16 protein-coding genes and 2 pseudogenes are annotated in these 18979 nt (G+C 70.6%); 5 read left to right on the forward strand and 13 right to left on the reverse strand.

Going from position 1 to position 18979, the window contains the following annotated elements:
* Window positions 1-109 precede the first annotated feature (109 nt).
* From IE278_RS27580 to IE278_RS27595, 4 genes are all read right to left on the reverse strand, one after another.
* A complete protein-coding gene (locus IE278_RS27580) occupies window positions 110-961 on the reverse strand; it encodes a carbohydrate ABC transporter permease (protein WP_189775980.1) in 852 nt (283 codons plus the stop codon).
* Complete coding sequence (locus tag IE278_RS27585; protein WP_189775981.1) at window positions 958-2022, reverse strand: carbohydrate ABC transporter permease; 1065 nt, start codon at window positions 2020-2022, stop codon at window positions 958-960. The genes IE278_RS27580 and IE278_RS27585 overlap by 4 nt, the downstream gene beginning before the upstream one ends.
* 11 nt (window positions 2023-2033) lie before the next feature.
* A complete protein-coding gene (locus IE278_RS27590) occupies window positions 2034-3371 on the reverse strand; it encodes an ABC transporter substrate-binding protein (protein WP_189775982.1) in 1338 nt (445 codons plus the stop codon).
* A 646-nt stretch (window positions 3372-4017) separates the two neighbouring features.
* Window positions 4018-4863, reverse strand: a complete 846-nt coding sequence (locus IE278_RS27595) for an ATP-grasp domain-containing protein (RefSeq protein WP_189775983.1) — start codon at window positions 4861-4863, stop codon at window positions 4018-4020.
* A gap of 918 nt (window positions 4864-5781) precedes the next feature.
* Between IE278_RS27595 and IE278_RS27600 the strand changes: the two genes are divergently transcribed.
* Window positions 5782-6471: a siderophore-interacting protein gene (locus IE278_RS27600; protein ID WP_189775984.1), complete on the forward strand. Its 690-nt coding sequence runs from the start codon at window positions 5782-5784 to the stop codon at window positions 6469-6471.
* A 74-nt stretch (window positions 6472-6545) separates the two neighbouring features.
* On the opposite strand, the gene IE278_RS27605 is transcribed toward IE278_RS27600, so the two are convergent.
* From IE278_RS27605 to IE278_RS27615, 3 genes are all read right to left on the reverse strand, one after another.
* Entirely contained in the window at window positions 6546-7190 is a 645-nt protein-coding gene (locus tag IE278_RS27605; RefSeq protein ID WP_189775985.1) for a hypothetical protein, read from the reverse strand.
* A 220-nt stretch (window positions 7191-7410) separates the two neighbouring features.
* Window positions 7411-8748 carry an AbfB domain-containing protein gene (locus tag IE278_RS27610; protein ID WP_246570761.1) on the reverse strand — a complete coding sequence of 446 codons (1338 nt, stop codon included), beginning with the start codon at window positions 8746-8748 and terminating at the stop codon, window positions 7411-7413.
* A 173-nt stretch (window positions 8749-8921) separates the two neighbouring features.
* Window positions 8922-10136 (reverse strand): right-handed parallel beta-helix repeat-containing protein, encoded by a 1215-nt coding sequence (locus tag IE278_RS27615; RefSeq protein WP_189776074.1) that lies wholly within the window; start codon window positions 10134-10136, stop codon window positions 8922-8924.
* Window positions 10137-10471: 335 nt separating this feature from the next.
* On the opposite strand from IE278_RS27615, the gene IE278_RS27620 reads away from it, so the two are divergent.
* The gene (locus IE278_RS27620) at window positions 10472-10843 is read left to right on the forward strand and encodes a four-helix bundle copper-binding protein (RefSeq protein ID WP_189775987.1); all 372 of its coding nucleotides are present in this window, start codon (window positions 10472-10474) and stop codon (window positions 10841-10843) included.
* A 143-nt stretch (window positions 10844-10986) separates the two neighbouring features.
* Window positions 10987-12177 (forward strand): acyl-CoA dehydrogenase family protein, encoded by a 1191-nt coding sequence (locus IE278_RS27625; RefSeq protein WP_189775988.1) that lies wholly within the window; start codon window positions 10987-10989, stop codon window positions 12175-12177.
* An 85-nt stretch (window positions 12178-12262) separates the two neighbouring features.
* Here IE278_RS27625 and IE278_RS27630 read toward each other — a convergent pair whose 3' ends face one another.
* The 6 genes and pseudogenes from IE278_RS27630 to IE278_RS43280 all read right to left on the reverse strand — a co-directional run.
* The gene (locus IE278_RS27630) at window positions 12263-13291 is read right to left on the reverse strand and encodes a ferritin family protein (protein ID WP_213089745.1); all 1029 of its coding nucleotides are present in this window, start codon (window positions 13289-13291) and stop codon (window positions 12263-12265) included.
* 3 nt (window positions 13292-13294) lie between these two features.
* A complete protein-coding gene (locus IE278_RS27635) occupies window positions 13295-13666 on the reverse strand; it encodes an MmoB/DmpM family protein (RefSeq protein ID WP_189775989.1) in 372 nt (123 codons plus the stop codon).
* Between the two features lie 10 nt (window positions 13667-13676).
* Window positions 13677-14048 (reverse strand): Rieske 2Fe-2S domain-containing protein, encoded by a 372-nt coding sequence (locus tag IE278_RS27640; protein WP_189775990.1) that lies wholly within the window; start codon window positions 14046-14048, stop codon window positions 13677-13679.
* A 46-nt stretch (window positions 14049-14094) separates the two neighbouring features.
* Window positions 14095-14292, reverse strand: coding sequence for a toluene-4-monooxygenase system B family protein (locus tag IE278_RS27645; RefSeq protein WP_213089746.1), 198 nt, complete (start codon window positions 14290-14292; stop codon window positions 14095-14097).
* 82 nt (window positions 14293-14374) lie between these two features.
* Window positions 14375-15241, reverse strand: a complete 867-nt coding sequence (locus IE278_RS41855; protein ID WP_213089747.1) for a ferritin family protein — start codon at window positions 15239-15241, stop codon at window positions 14375-14377.
* Window positions 15242-15311: 70 nt separating this feature from the next.
* Window positions 15312-15893, reverse strand: a pseudogene (locus IE278_RS43280) (ferritin family protein); the annotation flags it as partial.
* 165 nt (window positions 15894-16058) lie between these two features.
* Here IE278_RS43280 and IE278_RS42490 point away from each other — a divergent pair.
* Both IE278_RS42490 and IE278_RS27655 read left to right on the forward strand, forming a co-directional pair.
* Window positions 16059-16488 (forward strand): annotated as a pseudogene (locus IE278_RS42490) (oxygenase MpaB family protein); the annotation flags it as partial.
* 60 nt (window positions 16489-16548) lie between these two features.
* The gene (locus IE278_RS27655; protein WP_189775991.1) at window positions 16549-18885 is read left to right on the forward strand and encodes a serine/threonine-protein kinase; all 2337 of its coding nucleotides are present in this window, start codon (window positions 16549-16551) and stop codon (window positions 18883-18885) included.
* Window positions 18886-18979: the final 94 nt, after the last annotated feature.

Raw genomic sequence — 18979 nt, forward strand, 5'->3', positions numbered from 1 at the left:
GGGCAGCGGGCAGCCGACAACGGGCGTCAGGGCATGGGGTGTTGATGTGCGAAGTGGGTTGTCGGCCGTTGGCGTCGTCGTCGGTGCCGGCGCCGGCACCGGGCGCGGGTCAGCCCTTGAGGCCGCTCGACGTGATCGACTGGATGAAGGTCTTCTGGGCGAACAGGAAGGCCAGCAGCACGGGCAGTACGGTGATCATGTTGCCCGCCATGACCGCGGACCACCGGGTGTGGTGCTGGCCCTGGAAGGTCGTCAGGCCCAGTTGCAGGGTGTACTGGGTGTCATGGTTGATGGCGATCAACGGCCAGGTCAGGTCGTTCCACGTGGTGAGGAACGTCAGGACGGCCACGGTGCTCAGCGCCGGCCGGGACAGCGGCAGCACGATCCGCCCGAGCACGCCCAGCCGTGAACAGCCGTCGAGCCACGCCGCCTCCTCCAACTCCCTGGGCAGCGACAGGAAGAACTGGCGCAGCAGGAACACCGCGAACGGCGTGACCAGCGAGGGGACGATCAGTGCGCCCAGCGAGTCGATGAGTCCCAGCCGCTTCATGACCAGGAAGGTCGGGATCATGGTCAGCTGGAACGGAATCGCCATCGTGGCCAGCATGAGGGCGAGCAGGAGCCGCGAACCGGCGAACCGCATACGGGCGAAGGCGTAGCCGCCCAGCGAGCCCAGCACCAGGTTGGACGCCACGGCGGTCAGGGACACGATCAGCGAGTTGGCGAACCACCGGGGGAACATCGCGTTGCCGATGACGTACCGGTAGCCGTCCAGGTCGATCCCCGACGGCCACAGCGCGGGCGGGAAGCGGTTGATCTCGGCGTCGCTCATGACGGAACTGAGCAGCAGCCAGAGCAGCGGGACCGCGAAGACCAGACAGAGCGGGGCGAGCAGGAGGTGCCAGGGACTGAACGGCAGCAGTCTGCGGCGCCCGGCCGGCGCGGGGGATGCGGTGGTCATCGTGCGGCTCCTTCGAGGTGCCGGTCCGCGCGGGCCCGGGCGCGCGGGGTCCGATCGGGCGCGAACCGGTCACGCAGGGCCCGCGCCAGCCGGGGCACGGCGGCGAGCAGCAGCAGGGCGAGCGCCAGGGCGTACGCCGCCGCCGCGCCGTAACCCGCCGTGAAGTTCTTGAACGCCTGCTCCCAGATGAAGTAGACGATCACCGTGGTGGACCCCAGCGGGCCGCCCTTCGTCGTGACATAGACCAGGTCGAAGACCTGCAGAGAGGTGATGGCCTGCCACAGCAGCAGGAAGACCATGACGGGTCCGAGCGAGGGCAGGACGACGTGGCGCAGCAGCCGCAGCCGCCCGGCCCCGTCGAGGCGGGCCGCCTCGACGAGGGAGGGCGGGACGTCCTGCAGCGCCGCGAGCAGCACCACCACGCAGAAGCCGGTACCGCTCCACAGGGAGATCGCGAGCAGGGCGGCGAGCGCCTGGCCGGGGTCGTTGAGGAAGCCCTGGGGGGAGATCCCGAACTTGTCCAGGACGGCGTTGGCCGCTCCGAACTCGGGGTCGAGGATGAAGGAGAACAGCACGCCCTGGGCGGCGGCCGAGATGACGAACGGCACGAAGATGAGGGTCCGGTAGAGCCCGACGAGCCGGATGCGCCGGTTCAGGGCGAGGGCGAGCAGCAGCCCGAAGCCGATGCTCAGCGGTACGTACAGCAGCGTGTACACGAGGGTGTTGCGCACCGCCTGGTCGAAGTGGGGGTCCTGTGCGAGCGCCCGGTAGTTGTCCAGGCCGACCCACCGGCTCGGCGTCACGAGATCGTCGGCCTGGAAGGACAGCAGGAGCGACCAGATGACGGGAACGACACTCAGTCCGAGGATGACGAGGACGGAGGGCGCGACGAACGCCCAGGCGGTCGCCGTCTCCTGCCGCAGCCGCCGGCGTGGCGTGTGACGACCCGGCGGGGTGTCGGGGGCCGCACCGCCCTTGCCGAGGAGGGGGCGTGGTCGCGTACGGGCGCTGCGCTTCTCGCCCCGGTCCGGGAGCGTCACAGGGGTGGGCAGGCGGGGCATGACAGGTCCTCTCAACGCGGGATGAGCAGGGCGGCGTTGGCTTCGTCCACGCAGTCGCGCAGGGCCTCGGCGGGGGAGCTGCGGCCGAGGAGCACGGCGGTGATCGCCTGGCCGAGCGACTGCGAGATCTGCGGATACGCCGGATGGACCGGCCGCACCCGCGCCGACTCCAGGGACTTGGTGAACACCCGCAGCCCCGGGGTGTCAGCCTCCTGCTTCTGCCACTGGGACAGCGCCTGTGTGCCCCGGCTGAGGGGCAGGCTGCCGGCCTTGATGTCCCACCGCACGTCGTGGGCGGGCTGCGACAGCCAGGTCACGAAGGTGCGGGCCGCCTCGACGCGGGCCTCGCCGTTGTCGAAGACGGTCCAGGTGTCGGGCCCGGAGATGGTGATGGGTCTGCCGCTGTAACTGGGCAGCGGTACGACGTGGTAGTCGACCTTCGCCTGCCGGATGTCGGGGAGTTGCCAGGGCCCGGTGACGGCCATGCCCATGCGGCCCGAGAGGAAGACCCGGTACATCTGCTCGCTGCCGCTCTTGGCGTCGATGTAGACGCTCCGTGCCTTGACCAGGGCTTCCACCGTCCGCAGGGCCCTGAGACCGGTGTCCTCGAAGCCGACCCTGCGGCCGTCTTGGCTGGTGACGTCACCTCCGAGGTCCCAGATCATCGGCCACAGCCGCCACACGGTGTCCTCGTCGCCCACGCCGGGCCAGCCCGTGCCGAAGACGCCGCGCGCACGATCGGTGAGCTTGGCCGCCGTCTCCGTGAAGTCGTCCCAGCTCCAGCCGGGCCGGGGCAGCGGCAGACCGGCGTCACGGAAGAGCTTCTTGTTGCACACCACCGCCAGTGAGTCGATGAGTGCGGGGGCGGCCCGCACCTGGCCGTTGAGGGTGACCGCCTCGCGGGCCGGCGCCCAGAAGTCCTTCCAGGGGACAGGACCGGAGTGGAACGTGTCCGTCAGGTCCACCACGGAGGGACTGCGGGCGACGTTCGCCAGGTCGGAGCCGAAGATGTAGGCGATGTCCGGGAACGAACCGGAGGCGAGGGCGGCGGTGATCTTCTGCAGCATCGCGTCCGAGAGGACGCCGCCGCCGAGGTCGACCCGGATGCGCGGGTGGGTGCGGTTGAACTCCGCCGTCAGGGCCTCGATCGCGGCCCGGCCGGTGTCGGTCTGTCCGTGCCACACCTCGATCCTGACCCGGCCGTCGGCGTCGACACCGCTGCCCGGTCCCGCGCATGCCGACACGGCTGCCGCCGCGGCGGCGCCTCCCGCCACAGCCGCGCTCCGCCGCAGCACCGTGCGGCGGGACGGTCGTGCGGGAGTGCCGCTCGGACGAGGTGCTGCGGCCATAGGAGCCCCCAGGAGTACGTGCGTGAGGCGGTTACGGGACGTTGTTGCGGGGCGCCACGACACGGCCGGCGGTGCGGGTGGGCGAGGTGACGCGGGTCGGTGGGTGACGCGGGCCGCTACCCGGCAGTGCGGGCGGTAGCGGCACGACTGGCAGTACCGGCATGAATGGCATGACCGGCAGCGCGGGCTGCCCGAAGTGCGGAGCGCGAGTGCGCGATGCGCAGGGCACAGACACGCGGCGCGTGGCGCGCGGGGTGGCGCCGGGGCGATCAGCGCCTACGGTGTCGCACGCGCGGAGAGGCCGAGTCCTGGCACCCGGCCGCACTCACTCGGTCGCCGAACGAGGTCGTTCGGTGGGGGAGGGGGAGGAACATGATGAGCTCCAGAGACCGGGGGGTACGTCCCCGCCTCGGAATCCGCCGCTGTGCGGCCGTCCTGGCGACTTTGTCCGGGCTCACGGTGCGTGGACCGTCTACCGGCTGGGCGTCCCTCTCGCGCCAGGTGCTCGGCTGGCGTTGGATGGAGTAAAGCGACCTGGTCCGGGCGTGTCAAGAGCCCTTGGGCAGACCTTTATCGAGCGTGACGGGTGCCGCCGTCCCAGGTCGCGCCGGGGGACGCGCTTGCTCCCGGGTGCGTACGGCGGGGATCAGCTCCGGCCGAGCAGGCGGTGGAGGGACGCCTTGAAACTGCCCACGAACGCGTCACGGGTCGCGTCGTCGAGGAGGTCCAGGGACAGGTAGGGGTTGAGATCCTCCAGCTCGACCAGCAGCAGTCCGCCGTCCGGAGCGCGGCAGGCGTCGACGCGCTGGATTCCGTGGTCGATGTCGTTCCAGTCGATGAAACGCGCCGCGAAGTCCAGGTCGGCGGGCGTGGGTTCGTAGCGTTCGAGGTGCCAGCGCCGGTCGGGGCTGGGCGCGTACAGGGCGTACTGGAAGGTGTGGTCGACGTAGTAGAACGACACCTCGTACCGGAAGTCGACGCGCGGCTGGACGAGGACACCGGGGCCGTCGTCGTACGCCAGGTCCCGCAGCCGTTCCGGAGGGACGAACTCCAGGCCTATCGAGTCCGCGCCGAGCTTCGGCTTCACCACGTACTCGGCCGCTCGCGTGAGCAGCCCGAGATCTTCCGGCCGGTCGACGGTCGGGATCACGGGAAAGCCCTGGGCGGTGAGGTCGACGAGGTACTGCTTGCCGGCCTGGTCGCCCTTGCCCGTCAGCTGGGTGCAGACCGGTATGCCGCGCCCCGTCGCCCGGTCACGGAAGGCGTCGTACGCGGCCTGGTGGTGCAGGACGGGCCCGCTGTTGCGGACCACGACCGCGTCGAAGCCGGGGGAGTCCACCAGCGCGGGCGCGTCGAGCGGGTGGCACAGCGCGAGATCGAAGTCCTCGCGGAGCCGGGAGGTCAGGAAGATGTCCTCGTCGCAGTACCGGCGGCCCTTGGCGGGGTAGGCCAGATCGGTCACGAACAGCAGTCTGGACCGGTCGGCGGCCATGGACACTCCTGGTGGTTCGGTCCGGTGCTTCGGTCTCTGACCTCCCATTACACACCGGACGATTCCACTCGCCGGACGGCGGGTTCCGGTGCGGAGGGGGTGCGGGCGGGGTGTGGACGGGCTTCCGGGCCGTCTGGCCACGGGTGGGGCGGAGTTGGCCGGATGCGGACTACGCGAGCCGTTGACTAGAAAGCGCTTACCGAATACGTTCCGGTTCATCAGCGTGACCTGCGTCCGGCACCTCGAACGTGCGTTGCGCCTTGCGGTTCTGCCCGGCAAGAAGCTCCGCCCCGGACGGTGATTCCGGCCCCACCCGGAAGCGCCGGCCCGGACGCCACCACGAACGTGCTGACATCCGGCGACCGGTCGGACCTCTCTTCCCCCATGGAGGTCCGCCCGGCCACCGGACACGCGTGTGCCGGGCGGCGGGTGGTCGCTTCCAGGCCCGGTTCGCCCCGCGGCCAGGTTGAGCCCGCGGCCTCGGTTGTCCTGCGGCCCGGTTGCCTTCAGGTCCAAGCGGTCGAGACGGCTGGTCGCTCAGGTGCGTCAGGTCGAAGGGTCACTCGGCGGCCGGTGACCAGGGTCCATGTGTCCCCGCTCTGACGCCGCCGCGGACCTGGGTGGCCGCTCACCGTGCTGCGCCGCCCCGCAGCGGGACGGTACGCGGCCTGCCTCAGACATCCAGGCATCCGCGCCCTGCTTGCCGTGCTGGACCGGAGCGCTGCTGCCGGAGACGGGAGCGTGGAGCGGGTCGAGCCGTCCGCCGCAACTCGGCGCGGTCCTGGCGTAGTCGACCGGGCACACGCAAAGACGAGTACTATCGCGTTCTGAAAGGAACGCGATAGTGTCGCGTTCGGTTCGATGCCGGCCTCAAGTGCCCCACCGCATCGACGAGTTGACGAGTCTCCGAGGAGTCCCATGGCTACCCTGCTCTCCCCCCTCCTGGACCTGCTGACGCTTCAGGGCACGGTCACCGAGACCGAACCTGTCGCCGCCCGACTACGTCGCCTGCGCATCGAGGGCGAGGCCCTGTCCGGGCTGACCGTCCGCCCCGGACAGCAGGTGAAGATCTTGGTCGGCGACGGACTGACTCAGCGCACGTACTCGATCTGGCGCTACGACCCGGAGGGCGCCGTCGAGTTGTGCGTACTGGATCACCCTGGGGGTGGCCCCGGAGCACGGTGGGGGAGCGGGGCCGCAGTCGGCGACCGGGTCCGCATGCGCAAGCCGGAAGGGACGTTCACGCTGCGGCCCGACGCCGCGCACCACGTGTTCGTCGGGGAGGAGACGGCGTCGGTCGCCTTCGGCGCGATGCTGGGCGCGCTGCCTGACGGGGCGCGAATCTCCGGCTGCATCGAGACGGAGACGGCTGCCGACCGGCTCCCCCTGCCGTACTCGGACCGCCTCAACTGGATCATCAGGAGTGGCACTTCGCTGCCGGATGCGGTGCGACGCCTCGCCCCTGAGCCAGGCGGGATCGCGTACGTCGCCGGGGAGGCGCGGACCGTGCAGCATGTGCGGCAGGTGCTCGTGCGAGAGGCCGGCTGGGACCGACGGGCGGTGCTCACCAAGCCGTTCTGGGCACCGGGCAAGCGCGGGCTGGAGTAGGGCGGCATGTCGACTGGATGGGCACTGCGGTCCAGGAACTGAGCGAGACCCGGGCGGTCGGATGCCGTGTCGGCTCATGTTTCGTACCAGCCCAGCGCTCCCGCGCGGTCGGAGGGGTCGAACGACTGGTGGAGCCCCACGAGCGCGGTGACCAGGCGAGGGTCCCAGCCGGGCGTCAACACCCGGTAGTCGTCAGCCAGACCGCGGAAGACGAGGTGTGCCCGGCCCGCGCCGTCGCGCCAGATGACACGGCGGGGAGGCCCGAACCCGCCGTCGCCCTCGCCCAAAAGGGAGGTGATCCCCCACAGCAGGCTGACCGGCAGTCCCGCCGGCCACCACAGCGCCCACCACACCAGGCGGCCCCGATAGCCCCGCAGGGCAGGACCCACGGCCGGCTCCACGGTCCACCGCGTCCGGCCGAACCGGAGAAGGCGGCGACGCCGCAACGTGATCCGCCCGAGCAACATGCCGGACGGGTCCTCGACACGGTAGACGGCGGGATGCCCGTTCACGCGCGGGCCCAGGGGCCGCTCGGTGGTCACCCGGGCCGGCGGGGCCTGCCCGTCAGGGACGATGTGGAAGGCGCGGACGGAGCGATACCGGTCCGGGGCAGGGGCGTCGGCATCACGGCAGAGCCGAACAGCCCCGCCTTGCTCGTCCTGTTCACCCCCGCTGACGACGGCCGGCGGAAACACCGCGTACCGCATCTCATAAGTCATTCGCCCCTGGGTCACGCTCTCCCTCTCCCCGCTCCATCAGTCCAGCGGCGATGCTCTCACCATGGTGCTGGGGAGCAGCGCGGGGGTTCTCTCACCGCCGCTCGGCGGGTGCGCGAATCGGGTTCCCCCTACGACCCGACTTGGTGCACGAAGGGAAAGTGCACCAGGTCGAGCCGTCACCGGTCGGCAGAGTAGGAGGCAGGCGCGGCTGTGGCGCAGGTCAGAGAGGGTTCACCGCCACGAATGAACTGTCCTGGCGGAAGAGGTCGGTGCCGTCCGACGGGTCCACGCGCAGCTGGTAGCTGTAGTGGCGCAGGTAGCGGCCGGGATAGTTGTACGACTCCAGCCGCACCGAGCCACTGGCGCTGCCCGTACGGACGATGAACGTCGCGTCCCTGGCGAACGTGGACGAGCCGTCGTTCGCGTCGAAGCGGGCCCGGAAGTCCCAGTGCCGCAGGTAGTTGCCCGCCGCGTTGCGGAAGGAGTAGCCGTTCCCGTCGGCGAGACCCGTCACGACGGTGAACGTGGACGCCAGCTTCTCCGCGGCCGTGCTGGACGCGGTCACCACGGGGAGGTTGAGCAGCGCGGACTGGTCCTGCCAGTAACGGGTGGTGTAGTTGCCCGACCGGATCGAGCGGGTCACCCCCGTCGGCAGGCTCACCCCGCCGGAGACCGTCTCCTTGAGCACGGTGAAGTGGCGCGCGGTGCCGGAGATGCCCGGCAGGGCCCGGGGCGCGCTCCAGGTGGCGAAGCTGTCGTAGCTGTCGCTGTAGTAGTAACTGCCGTCGCCGTACCCGTCGAAGAAGATCCGCCACGCGCCGTTGTCGAGCTGGATCAGCGCTGCGCCCTCACGGGTGCCGCCCCAGCCCGCCCAGTTCCCGGTCCGGCTGATGGTGTACGGCCCGGTGAGCGCGCCGGCCGTGGCGTACTCGATGTACTTCGACGTCTCGTTCTTCGTGAAGGCGTGGTAGGTCGAGCCGGTCCTCACCACGAACGTGTCGATGTGGTTGGCGCCGATGCCGGACAGCGCGACCGGTGAACTCCATGCCGTGAGCGCCGAGTTGGTCGCCCTCAGGCGGTACGGGGTGAAGATCCACTCGTCGTCGGCGGTCGAGCAGGACACCAGGATGTTCACGCTGCCGTCGCTGTCGACGAACCACTCCGGCGCCCAGGCGCGCGACAGGTTGGTGATGGGGACCGGGTAGTCGTACAGGAACGTCCAGTTGCTCCGGTCCGAGCTGCGGGCGAAGCCGATGGTGGTGCTGGTGTCCTGCCAGGTGTGGGTCGTGTAGGTGATGTAGTAGTAGCCGTCGGTGTGCTTGAGGATGCTGGCGTCACGGATGCGGCCCGCGGGCGGGGTGTACGCGGAGGCCCTGAGGAGCCGGAAGTCCGTCGCGTCGTCCGACTGGTAGACGTTCACGGTGCCGTCGTTGCTGTTGAGGAACGGCACGATGGTGTAGCGGGTGGCGGAGCCGCTGGGCGGCGCGGCCGCCGCGGCCGGACCGAGCAGGCCGGGCAGCCCGCCCACGGCGAGGGCCGAGACCGGCACGGCGGCCATGGCCCGCAGCAGGTTCCGGCGCGAGGGGGCGAAGGGCCGGGGCGAACCGGTCGCCTCCGGCACGGGGGTGGATCCGCTGAGTCCGGCGGGTCTGTCTGGCGTGATCATGTGCGGCTCTCCTAGGGGACGCGTGCCTGCCGGCTGGTCGAGCAGGCTGGTCGATGCGGGGTGGTTCAGAACCTGGCGCCGATCGGTGTGCCGTCCCGGGGGACCAGGAAGTCGCGGGCGGGCGGCAGCGAGCCGTCGGACGTACGCGGGCCGGTGACGGCGCCCGTGTCCGTGCTCACGACCGACGACTCACCCCAAGTACCGCCGAGGTCCCAGGAGTTGCCCGAGGACGTGGTCGTCGGGCCGAGGGCGGCGGCCCGCGAGTCCGCGACGGAGAGGTTGGCGGTGAGGACCGCCGTCCCGCCCGAGCCGTCCGCGTCGAAGCCCGTGCCCGCGTTGCGGAACGTCGTGTTGCGGCTCAGGGCGAGCGCGCCGGGATTGCCGTTGTCGGTGACGCCGTGCGCCGCGTTCCGGTACGCGACCGAGTTGCGCAGCGTGTGGGCCACCGCGGGGGCCGGACTCCCGCCGCCCAGCTTGAAGCCGTTGCCGTCACCGGCGAAGTCGGGGAAGTCCCAGCGGTTGTAGCCGTTGCCGTACGCGATCGTGTTCTCCACCACGACCGGCGAGGTGAACTTCCAGGCGTCGTACCCGTCGTCCACGTTGTTCCAAAGCCGCGCGCCCCGCACGACGTTGCCGGTCCCGCCGCCCTCCTTGATGGCCAGCCCGTCGGCGCTCTCGCCGTTCTTGCGCGGGTCGCGGTTGCCGTAACTGTCCAGGTTCAGGATCTGGTTGCCCGCGGAGGCGCCCTGGAGCTGGAAGCCGGACTCGTAGTTGTCGTGCGTGGTGAGCCGGGAGAACACGTTGTTGGTGCAGCCGTCGCAGTAGTAGCCGTACGGCCCGTTGACGATCTCCAGACCGGAGACCTTCCAGTACGAGGCCTCCTGGTGGATGGCGCCACGCTCGGCGCGCGGGATGCTGCCGCCGACCGGGGTGTGACTGGCCGGCAGCCGTTCGCCGTCGATGACGACCCGTTCGCCCTGGTAGGCGCCAAGGGAGATCGGCTGGGACGCCGTTCCCGAGGTGGTGACGGTGATGTTGTCGGTCAGGGGGTAGGTGCCGCCGCGTACGGCGATGACGTCACCCGGTTTCGCCCTGTCGACGGCCTGCTGGATGGTCCGCAGCGGTTGTCCGAGGGTGCCCGCGGCGGAGTCGTTCCCGTCGACCGCCACCACGATGGTCGTCGCGGCCGATGAGGCCGACGCAGCCGGTACGGCTGGTGCGGCCGTCGCCGGGGTCGCCGCCGTCGTCAGCACGGCACTCAGCACTGTCCCTGTGAGCATGCCCGCAGTGCGCACGGGGCCTCCTTGTCTGCCGATCCGTACGTTGTCGCGGATCAGTGGTCGCCCGCACCGGGTTGGTTGCCGGGGCACACGCACGCCGTGGCCTGTCGGTATCCGGTGATCGCCATCGATGTTGTCGATATATCGAACGAGGTTCGGTGAGCCGGTCAGAACGTAGAGCGCGGTCGTGACCACGTCAATAACTTGGACGCACTCGGCGCACTCGGCGCACTCAGCGCACGCGGCGCACTCGACGCGCCGGCCGCGCGCGGTCCGCTTGTCGCCCGCAGGCCGGCACCGGGTTTGGCGCGGCGGCCTCCGGCTACCCGGACCATGTGTCAGTAACTGAGCTTCAGGACCTAGTTCGTTTCCTTGAGGGCCGTTTCGCCTGTGCGCAGGCCTGCACCGAGTGCGCGAGGGCGTGTGCCCTGCGTGCGGGCCTCGCCGACATCGACGGTCCCGAGGACCAGCAACTGATCCGGCGCAAAGGCATTCTCTGCACGGAGGTCTGCGACGCGACGTGCCGTCTCCTGGCGGAGCAGGCCACGCAGTCCGAGGACGTGCTGCGCTCCCAGGTCGAGTGGTGCCGCACCGTCTGCCTCGAAACCGCCCACGTCTTCGACCTCGGCCCCGGTTCCGAGGAGGGCGCCCAGGCCTGCCGCGACTGCGCCCGTGCCTGCGCGGAATTCCTCACCCGGCTGAGGTGACCACCCGGCTGTGGTGACGCACCCAGCCGCGGTGGCCCGCCCGGCCCTGTCGCCGGCATTCCCTATTTCTGGAACACGTTCTACGGTGTGCGCCGTCAGGTCCGGGCGCCCGCGGCAGCGGGCCGGGGAACCAGGGAGGCGCCGTGCATCTCGAATACACGCCGGAGCAGCAGCGGTTGCGCACCGAACTGCGCGCCTATTTCACCGAACTCGTACCGGACGACGTGCACACCCGGTACGGCGACCCGGCCGCGCAGAAGCGCTTCTACCGTGACACCATCCGCCGGCTGGGTTCCGACGGCTGGCTCGGCGTGGGCTGGCCGAAGGAGTACGGCGGACGCGGTCTGACGCCGATGGAGCAGTTCATCTTCTTCGACGAGGCCGCCCAGGCAGGCGTACCGCTGCCGCTGATGGCGCTGAACACGGTCGGTCCGACGATCATGAAGTTCGGCACGGACGAGCAGAAGGCGTACTTCCTGCCGAGGATCCTCTCGGGCGAGATCGACTTCGCGATCGGCTACAGCGAGCCCGACGCGGGCACGGACCTGGCCGCCCTGAAGACGAGGGCGGTCAGGCAGGGCGACGAGGAGAGCGGCGAGTACACGGTCGACGGGCAGAAGATCTGGACGACGAACGGCGACACGGCCGACTGGGTCTGGCTCGCCGTCCGCACCGACCCCGACGCCCCGCCGCACAAGGGCATCACGATGCTCCTCGTGCCGACCTCCGACCCCGGCTACTCCTGCACCCTCATCAACACCCTCGCCTCGCACGACACCACTGCCAGCTACTACGAGAACATCCGCGTCCCCGCCTCCCGCCGCGTCGGTGAGGAGAACAAGGGCTGGCGGCTGATCACCAACCAGCTCAACCATGAACGCGTCACGCTCGCCGCCCACGGCACCATGGCCATCCGCGCCCTGCACGACGTACAGCGCTGGGCCATGGAGACCAAACTCGCCGACGGCCGCCGGGTCGCCGACCTGCCCTGGGTGCGCCGGACCCTCGCCCGGACCCACATCAGGCTCGACGCGATGAAGCTCCTCAACTGGCAGATGGTGAACGCCGTCCAGGAAGGCACCCTCACTCCGCAGGACGCCTCCGCGGTCAAGGTGTACGGGTCCGAGGCCCGCCGCGACGCGTACGCCTGGCTCATGGAGGTGGTCGCCGTCGCGGGCGTCCTCAAGGAGGGGTCGGCGGGCGCGGTCCTCCACGGCGACCTGGAGCGCGGCTACCGCTCGGCCGTCATCTTCACCTTCGGCGGCGGCAACAACGAGATCCAGCGGGAGATCATCTCGTGGATAGGCCTGGGAATGCCGAGGGTACGGCGCTAGCCGATCATCGGCGGCCAGGCCGTCGGTCGGGTCCGTGTACTCGCGGAAGCCGCGCAGCAGAACCGGCGCGGGGGTGTCCGGGCCGTCAGATGGAGGTGCCGACGAGGAATTCGTCCTGGGCCTCGCGGACGCGCGCGGTGACGTCGTCAGCGGCGAGCGGCCGGGGCGCGGTGGCGAACAGCGCGGCCAGACCGTCGACGCCCCCGTCGGCGTGGGGCCGCCACTTCGTCACCCAGTCGTCGAGCACCCCGGCCAGCTCCGGGCGCCGCTCGATCGCGTAGCCCGTCAGCGCCTGGGTCCAGTCCTGGCTGCGGCGGGCGTCCCGGGCGAACTCGGTGCACAACTCTGCCAGGAACCGGTCCCCGTTGGCCTCGGCCAGCTGCCCGAACACCTCGTCGACCAGGGTGTCCACCGCGGGTTTGACCACGAGATTGAGTCCGGCGAAGGCCTCACCCCAGTCGTACGCGATCAGGAGGTGTTCCAGGGTCTGCCGCAGCGGCTGCCACGCGGGACCGTCCTCCCAGGCCCGGCGGGCTGTGGCGGTCCGCGCCAGGTCGTCGGCATGCGCGTCGGCCAGCACCCTGGTCCAGTAGGCGATCCGCTGGATCCGGCGCATCTCGTCGGCGGCCTGGAAATGGGCACAGTTGGTGATGTACGACGAGGGCGCCATCTGCCCGACGTACAGGCCGACCATCTGCAGTACGTGCAGCGGGAAGCGCAAGGGGACGAACAGCGTCCGTAACGTGTCCACCCAGCCGGGGTCCAGCGCCGTCGCGGAGTCGTTCTCCTCGTACCGGTCGACGAGCGCGTCCAGGTAGATCTCGCGGTCGTGCTGGAGCGCGACATAGTCGCGGTAGGTCAGCTTGGCGGGGTCGCGGAAACCCTCCCAGTCATCCACCTGAAGGGGCGATCCCTCCCGGTGCGCGAGGTACCACTGGTTCAGCGTCCACTCGGGGTCCATCTCGAACGGGACCGGATCGCGCCGGAAGTGGTAGTGGAACCTGCCGGTGACCACCTCGTACGGTGTCGGCCGGCGCCGGACGTCGCCGAACATGCTCCACGTCTTCTGCTGCCGCCTGGTCGATGCGTTCGACGCGTTCGATGCACTGGTCACGGCTCAGTCCTGCCTCTCCAGGTACCAGACCAACTGCTCCTCGGTCTGCTTGAGGCGCCCGGCGAACGCCGCCAGCGCGGGCTCCAGTTCGCTCAGCCGGAACGCCCGGCCCAGCTCCTCCTCCAGGCTCACGCGGGTCAGCACGCACCGCCGGGGCACGCTGATCCGCACGTAACCGCCCTGATCGTCCACGACCACCTCGGCGTCGGGATTGTCCCGCTCGATCGCGGCGGCCACCGCCTCCGCGAGGTCCCCGTCGATGCCCCGGATCACGGGTCCCACCAGCTTCTCGGCGACGGCGACGGCGGCGGTGACGGCGGCGGCGTCCGCGTCCGCGTCCGCGTAGGTATGGGTGCCTGTGTCAGGTGCGGTCATCGTCTCGTCCTCACGTCTCTCGGCAGCGGTGGTGGTGCGCCTCGCCGTCCTGTGGGATCCCGATCCGCACCGCACCCGCGTCGGTGGCCCGGACCGGATAGCGGTAGAGCCGGCATCCGGACGGGTTGACGCCCGCGCCGGAACCCAGGTCGAACTCCCAGCCGTGCCCCGAGCAGGTCAGGGTGCCCTCCTCCTCGTCCCACTTGCCGTACGCCAGCGGGAAATCCTGGTGCGGGCACACCCCTTGGTACGCGGCGAAGGACCCGTCGACGTGGTGCACGACGAGTACCCGTTCACCTGCCACCTCGGCCTCCACGAGATCGCCCTCCCACAACCCCTCGGCCTCCGGCACGTCGAACCAGCGCACCGGAGCCTCGCTCATGACGCGTACCCCACGACCACCACGTCCAGTGGCTTCACACCCGCGCTCACCACCGTGGCGTCGTCGGGCAGCGTCCTCCCGTCGTGCCGGACCGCAGCGGCCGGTCCCGTGCCGCCACCCGGTGGTCGACCACATGGTGGGCCACCTTGTCGGCGACCACGGTCATCGGGTCCCCGTCGTCCACCGGTACCAGCAGCACCACCAAGTCCCCCTCGAACAGGGCCTGCAGAGGAAACAGCGCCATCGCCGAGCCTTCCCTTCCGTACCCTTGCGTGCCCCTCGGTTCCCGTCCGTCTCCCTCGGTACCGCAGCCGTCGGACCCGGTGTCAGCCGTGGGTGGCGGTGCGGTCGCGCGGCGCGGCATGCGCCCAGGCGTAGTCGGTGGCGTCCCGGCCCATCTCCTCGGGCGACAGCCCCATGTAGGCCAGCGCGCCCTCCATCGTCGGCGGCTGGATCTGCCCGCCGAGGAACCGGTCGATGATGGTGGTGTGCCCCTGGAACCGCCGGGGAGCCTGTTCGAAGACCCACTGGCAGGGCGCGGAGCAGAAGACGTACCGGCGCCCGTCCCGGTCGAGGACCCTCGGCAGCGGGCTGGCGAGTTTGCCCGCCCGGTACCCGGCGGGCGCCACCACCGGGACGTGACACAGGTTGCAGATCATCGGGAACGTCTCGGGCAGGGTGGCCTCCGGACGCCCTTCCCTGAGGTTGGTGGCGATGACGTCCCAGTGCCCGCCGAAGTTGTCGTGCCAGCCCGGGTACTTCTCTTCGAGCCAGTCCCGCTCCTCGGGAGCGACACCCGCGTCGGGGTTCCACCAGACGGTCGGGCGCCAGTACCAGATGCCGAGCTGCAGGGCGTGGTGGTACCAGTCGAGTTCCGGCAGGAAGTGCTCGTCCCAGTACCAGGGCTTCTCCAGGCCGAAGTCGCGGAACTGGTCCAGGAACTGCTTGCAGATCCACTCCCGCATGAACTCCTTGAACGAGTGGCCGCGGTGCTCCAGCGGTGTGTAGTAGTCCATCGACAGCCCGGTCAGCAGCGCGAAGAGCCGCCACGACCGCCAGAACATGTGGTCCACCAGTTGCTGGGCGACATCCTTGCGGCCGTGCTCCACCAGGAGCTTGATCGTCGGTTCCCCCTGCTGGGAGTGCCGGGCCTCGTCGGTCTGGATCGAGGAGATCAGCGCTCCGAAGTCCACGTCCCCGACCTTCACTGGCGTCCGCGGCCATCCCGAGGAACTGCAGGTTGGTGAACCCGGTCTCGAAGGTGAAGGTCAGCTGGACGGCCGTGGACACCGCGTCGTTCGCGGTGAACATGTCGTCGAACAGGCTGCGGGCGGCGACCGCGCCCCACTCGTTCGTGTGCAGGGCCTTGTGCGCCCAGTCGGCCCGCGGCTCCTTGGCCAGCAGCCCGTACGGGAAGTAGGTCTGGATCTGGCCGTGGCGCATCTCGTCGAGGGTGCCGAAGGTCGCCATGTTCCGCCATGCCGCCGCACGCCCGAACCGGCCCATCCGGGACTCCGCGAGACTCGCCAGGTACTCCGGGATCGCGATCACGCCGTAGTGCGCGATGATCGCCGACTTCCAGCCCGGGTCCAGCTGTTCGTACACCTTCGACCGCCCGATGACGGCGTTGACCGCGTATACACCGGCGTCCTTGCCGTACTGGTTGTGCACGTACTCCGGGTACGTGACCTTGTACGGCTCGTCCCACACCCACCACGCCTCGGCCGGCAGCCCGAAGCCGTCGGACAGCTCGGCCGGCCAGGCCTCCTCCTCCTTGACGTAGGACAGGGACCAGTTCATGTCACGGGTGAGGTCGTACCACTCGGAACGGGCAAGACGCGGCATGTGCCGTCTCCCTTCCTACGGAGCGCCGGCTCGTACCACCGGCCTGTGCCGATCGGTGACGTCTCTTCATGGCTATCACCACGACGGTGCCCGCGCCATATGCAAGCCGCTCGGCACATACGGCAGTTACGGTGAACACATGGGCGTGGAGCACACAGGTGTGGAGCCCACAGGCGTGCAGCACACGTGCGTAAAGCACACGGGAGACCCGGGTCTCTTCGGCCGGGACTGCGCTGCTGCTGTGGGGTCCACCGCGCCGAGATCGACTCCTATCTGCACGTCCTGCGCCGCTCCGGCTTCCGGCTCACGGACGCGCAGACCGCCCGTCCACCCGCCGCTGGTCCCGGCACGGGCCCTGTTGTGGCGCTGGGTGGCGCAGACCGCGTACGCCTCACTGCCGCCCCACGCCCATGAGTTGTAGGGAAGATCCGTACGGTCGCCCTACGCGGTGAGCCGTCGGCTACGCCCCACAGGCACCGTGCTGCGCTGCGTTCCCGCACGTCTGCGCTGGCAACTGCCGCCCAAACACATTATCCGCGCCATGTCACGGCTCGGCCCCGGCTCGCGCCCGGCACCGTACAAAGTCGGACCATAGCTCGTCATACTGGGCGGGCCAGGGGAGGGCGGGTCCGGACGACGGGGGCGATCGCGGCAGATGGGGGAGACCAGGCTCATCCAGGGCCGGTACCGATTGCTCGACCTGATCGGTCGAGGCGGCATGGGCGAGGTGTGGCGGGCCCGGGACGAGTCGCTGGGCAGGCAGGTCGCCGTCAAGTGCCTCAAACCGCTGGGTCATCATCACGAGAACGCGTTCACGCGGGTCCTGCGGGAGCGGTTCCGGCGCGAGGCGCGGGTGGCGGCGGCCCTCCAGCACCGCGGGGTGACCGTCGTGCACGACTTCGGGGAGTCCGACGGCGTCCTGTTCCTGGTGATGGAGTTGCTCGACGGACGCAATCTGAGCCAGCTGCTGGAGGACAACCGGCAGCATCCGCTGCCGGTCGGGGACGTCGTGGACGTCGCCGAACAGGTCGCCGCGGCCCTCGCCTACACGCATCAGCAGGGCATCGTGCACCGTGATCTGAAGCCCGCCAACATCATGCGGCTGGGCGACGGGACGGTGAAGATCTGCGACTTCGGTATCGCCCGCCTCGGCCACGACATCGGCTTCACCTCGCGACTGACCGGCACAGGCATCGCGATGGGCACCCCGCACTACATGTCCCCCGAGCAGATCGGCGGCACCGAGGTCGACCGGCGCAGCGACCTCTACTCCTTCGGCTGCGTGCTGTACGAGATCGCCACCGGGGCCCCGCCGTTCGACCTCGACGACGCGTGGGCGGTCCTGGTCGGACACCGCGACACACCACCCGAGCCGCCGCGAAGCCACCGGCCCGAACTCCCCGAGTTCCTGGACCGGATCATCCTCGACCTGCTGGCCAAGGACCCCGAACGGCGACCGCACGACGCCCGCGAACTGGGACAGCGGATCGGCGCCGGCCGCACCACACCCGCGTACGTGCCGACCATGGTGTCCGCGCCGCTCCGACCCGAGGCGGTGAAGTGGCCCGAAGTACGGGAGTGGCCCGAGGTACGGGAGTGGCCCGAGGTACGGGAGTGGCCGGAGGCGGCGGGACGCCCCGAGCCGGTGGAGCGGCCTGTCTCGCGCGAGGCCCGTCTGCCGTCCTGGACCCGCGGCATGACCACCGGCCACAAGGCGACCGGAACCGCCGCGGGACTGCGCGCCACCCCGCCGGACGCAGCAGCGGGCCTCACCGGCGACTGGATCGCCCGCACCGACACCCGCGGCGCCCCGGACCCGGTGCCCGCCGAACGTCCCACCCCGTCGCCTGAGTTGCTCACCGCACTCACCGGCCGCCACAACGCCGGGCTGAGCCTCGGTCGGCTGAGCCGCTGGTCGGAGGCGGGCGAGGTGCACCGCGCCGTCGCCGCCGAACGCGAGCACGCCCTGGGCCCCGACCACCCCGACACCCTGGCCAGTCGCTACGAGGTCGGCTTCACCCTCAGCCGCACGGGCCGCCCCGCCGACGCGCTGCGCGAGTACACGCACGTGGCCCGCACCAGGGAGCACGTGCTCGGCCCCGAGCACCCGGACACCCTGGCGGCCCGCCAGGAAATGGCTTACGTACTGGGTCAGTTGGGGCGTCACTTCGAGGCGCACCAGGTCTATACGGGTGTGCTCGCCACCCGGGAGCGCGCGATGGGCCCCGACCACCCGGACACCCTGCGCTGCCGCCACAACCTCGCCTTCAACCTCAGCAGGCTCGGGCGCCTCGAGGACTCGTACCGGATGGCGAGCGAGGTGGCCGAGGCCCGCGCCCGCGTGCTCGGCGCGAACCATCCCGACACCCTCGTCACCCGGTACGAAGTCGCCTACGCGCTCGGCCAGTTGGGGCGCTGGACCGAAGCGCTGGGCACCTACCAGGAGGTCGCCGCGGCCCGGGCGCAGGCGCTCGGACCCGACCATCCGGACACGCTCGCCGCCCGCTACGAGGTCGGCATCAGCCTCGGCAGGCTCGGGCACAGCGCGCAGGCCCTGGAGCTGTACCGGGGACTCATCGACGACCGGACCCGCGTGCACGGGCCCGCCCATCCCGAGACCCTGCGCGCCCGGCACGGCCTCGGCGTCAACCTCGGGCGGCTCGGCCGGTGGGAGGAGGCGCTCGCCGAGTCCCGTGACGTGTGCGCCATCCGGGAGCGGGTCCTCGGGCCCGACCACCCGGACACCCTGGTGAGCCGACGCGAGGTCGCCGTCGGGCTCGGCTGGCTCGGCCGGTGGGGAGACGCGCTCGCGGAGTACCGGCAGGTGGCCGGGGCCCGTGAGCGGGTGCTCGGCGCCGACCATCCCGATGCCCTGGCCAGCCGCAACGACGAGGCCCACTGCCTGGAGCAGCTGGGGCGGGCGGGGGAGGCGGCGGAACTGTACCGGAGGGTGGCCGCGTTGCGGCAGCAGCGGGCCTCCGGGGCGTACTGAGGCACCGGGCCGTCTGCTGCTGCCCGTGTGCCGCACCGGGGACGAGTTCGTCGACCGCGCTCCCGGCCGGTCCCCCGAAGCGCCGCACTGGACG

The sequence above is a fragment of the Streptomyces tauricus genome, from assembly GCF_014650955.1.
GTDB classification, from domain to species: domain Bacteria; phylum Actinomycetota; class Actinomycetes; order Streptomycetales; family Streptomycetaceae; genus Streptomyces; species Streptomyces tauricus.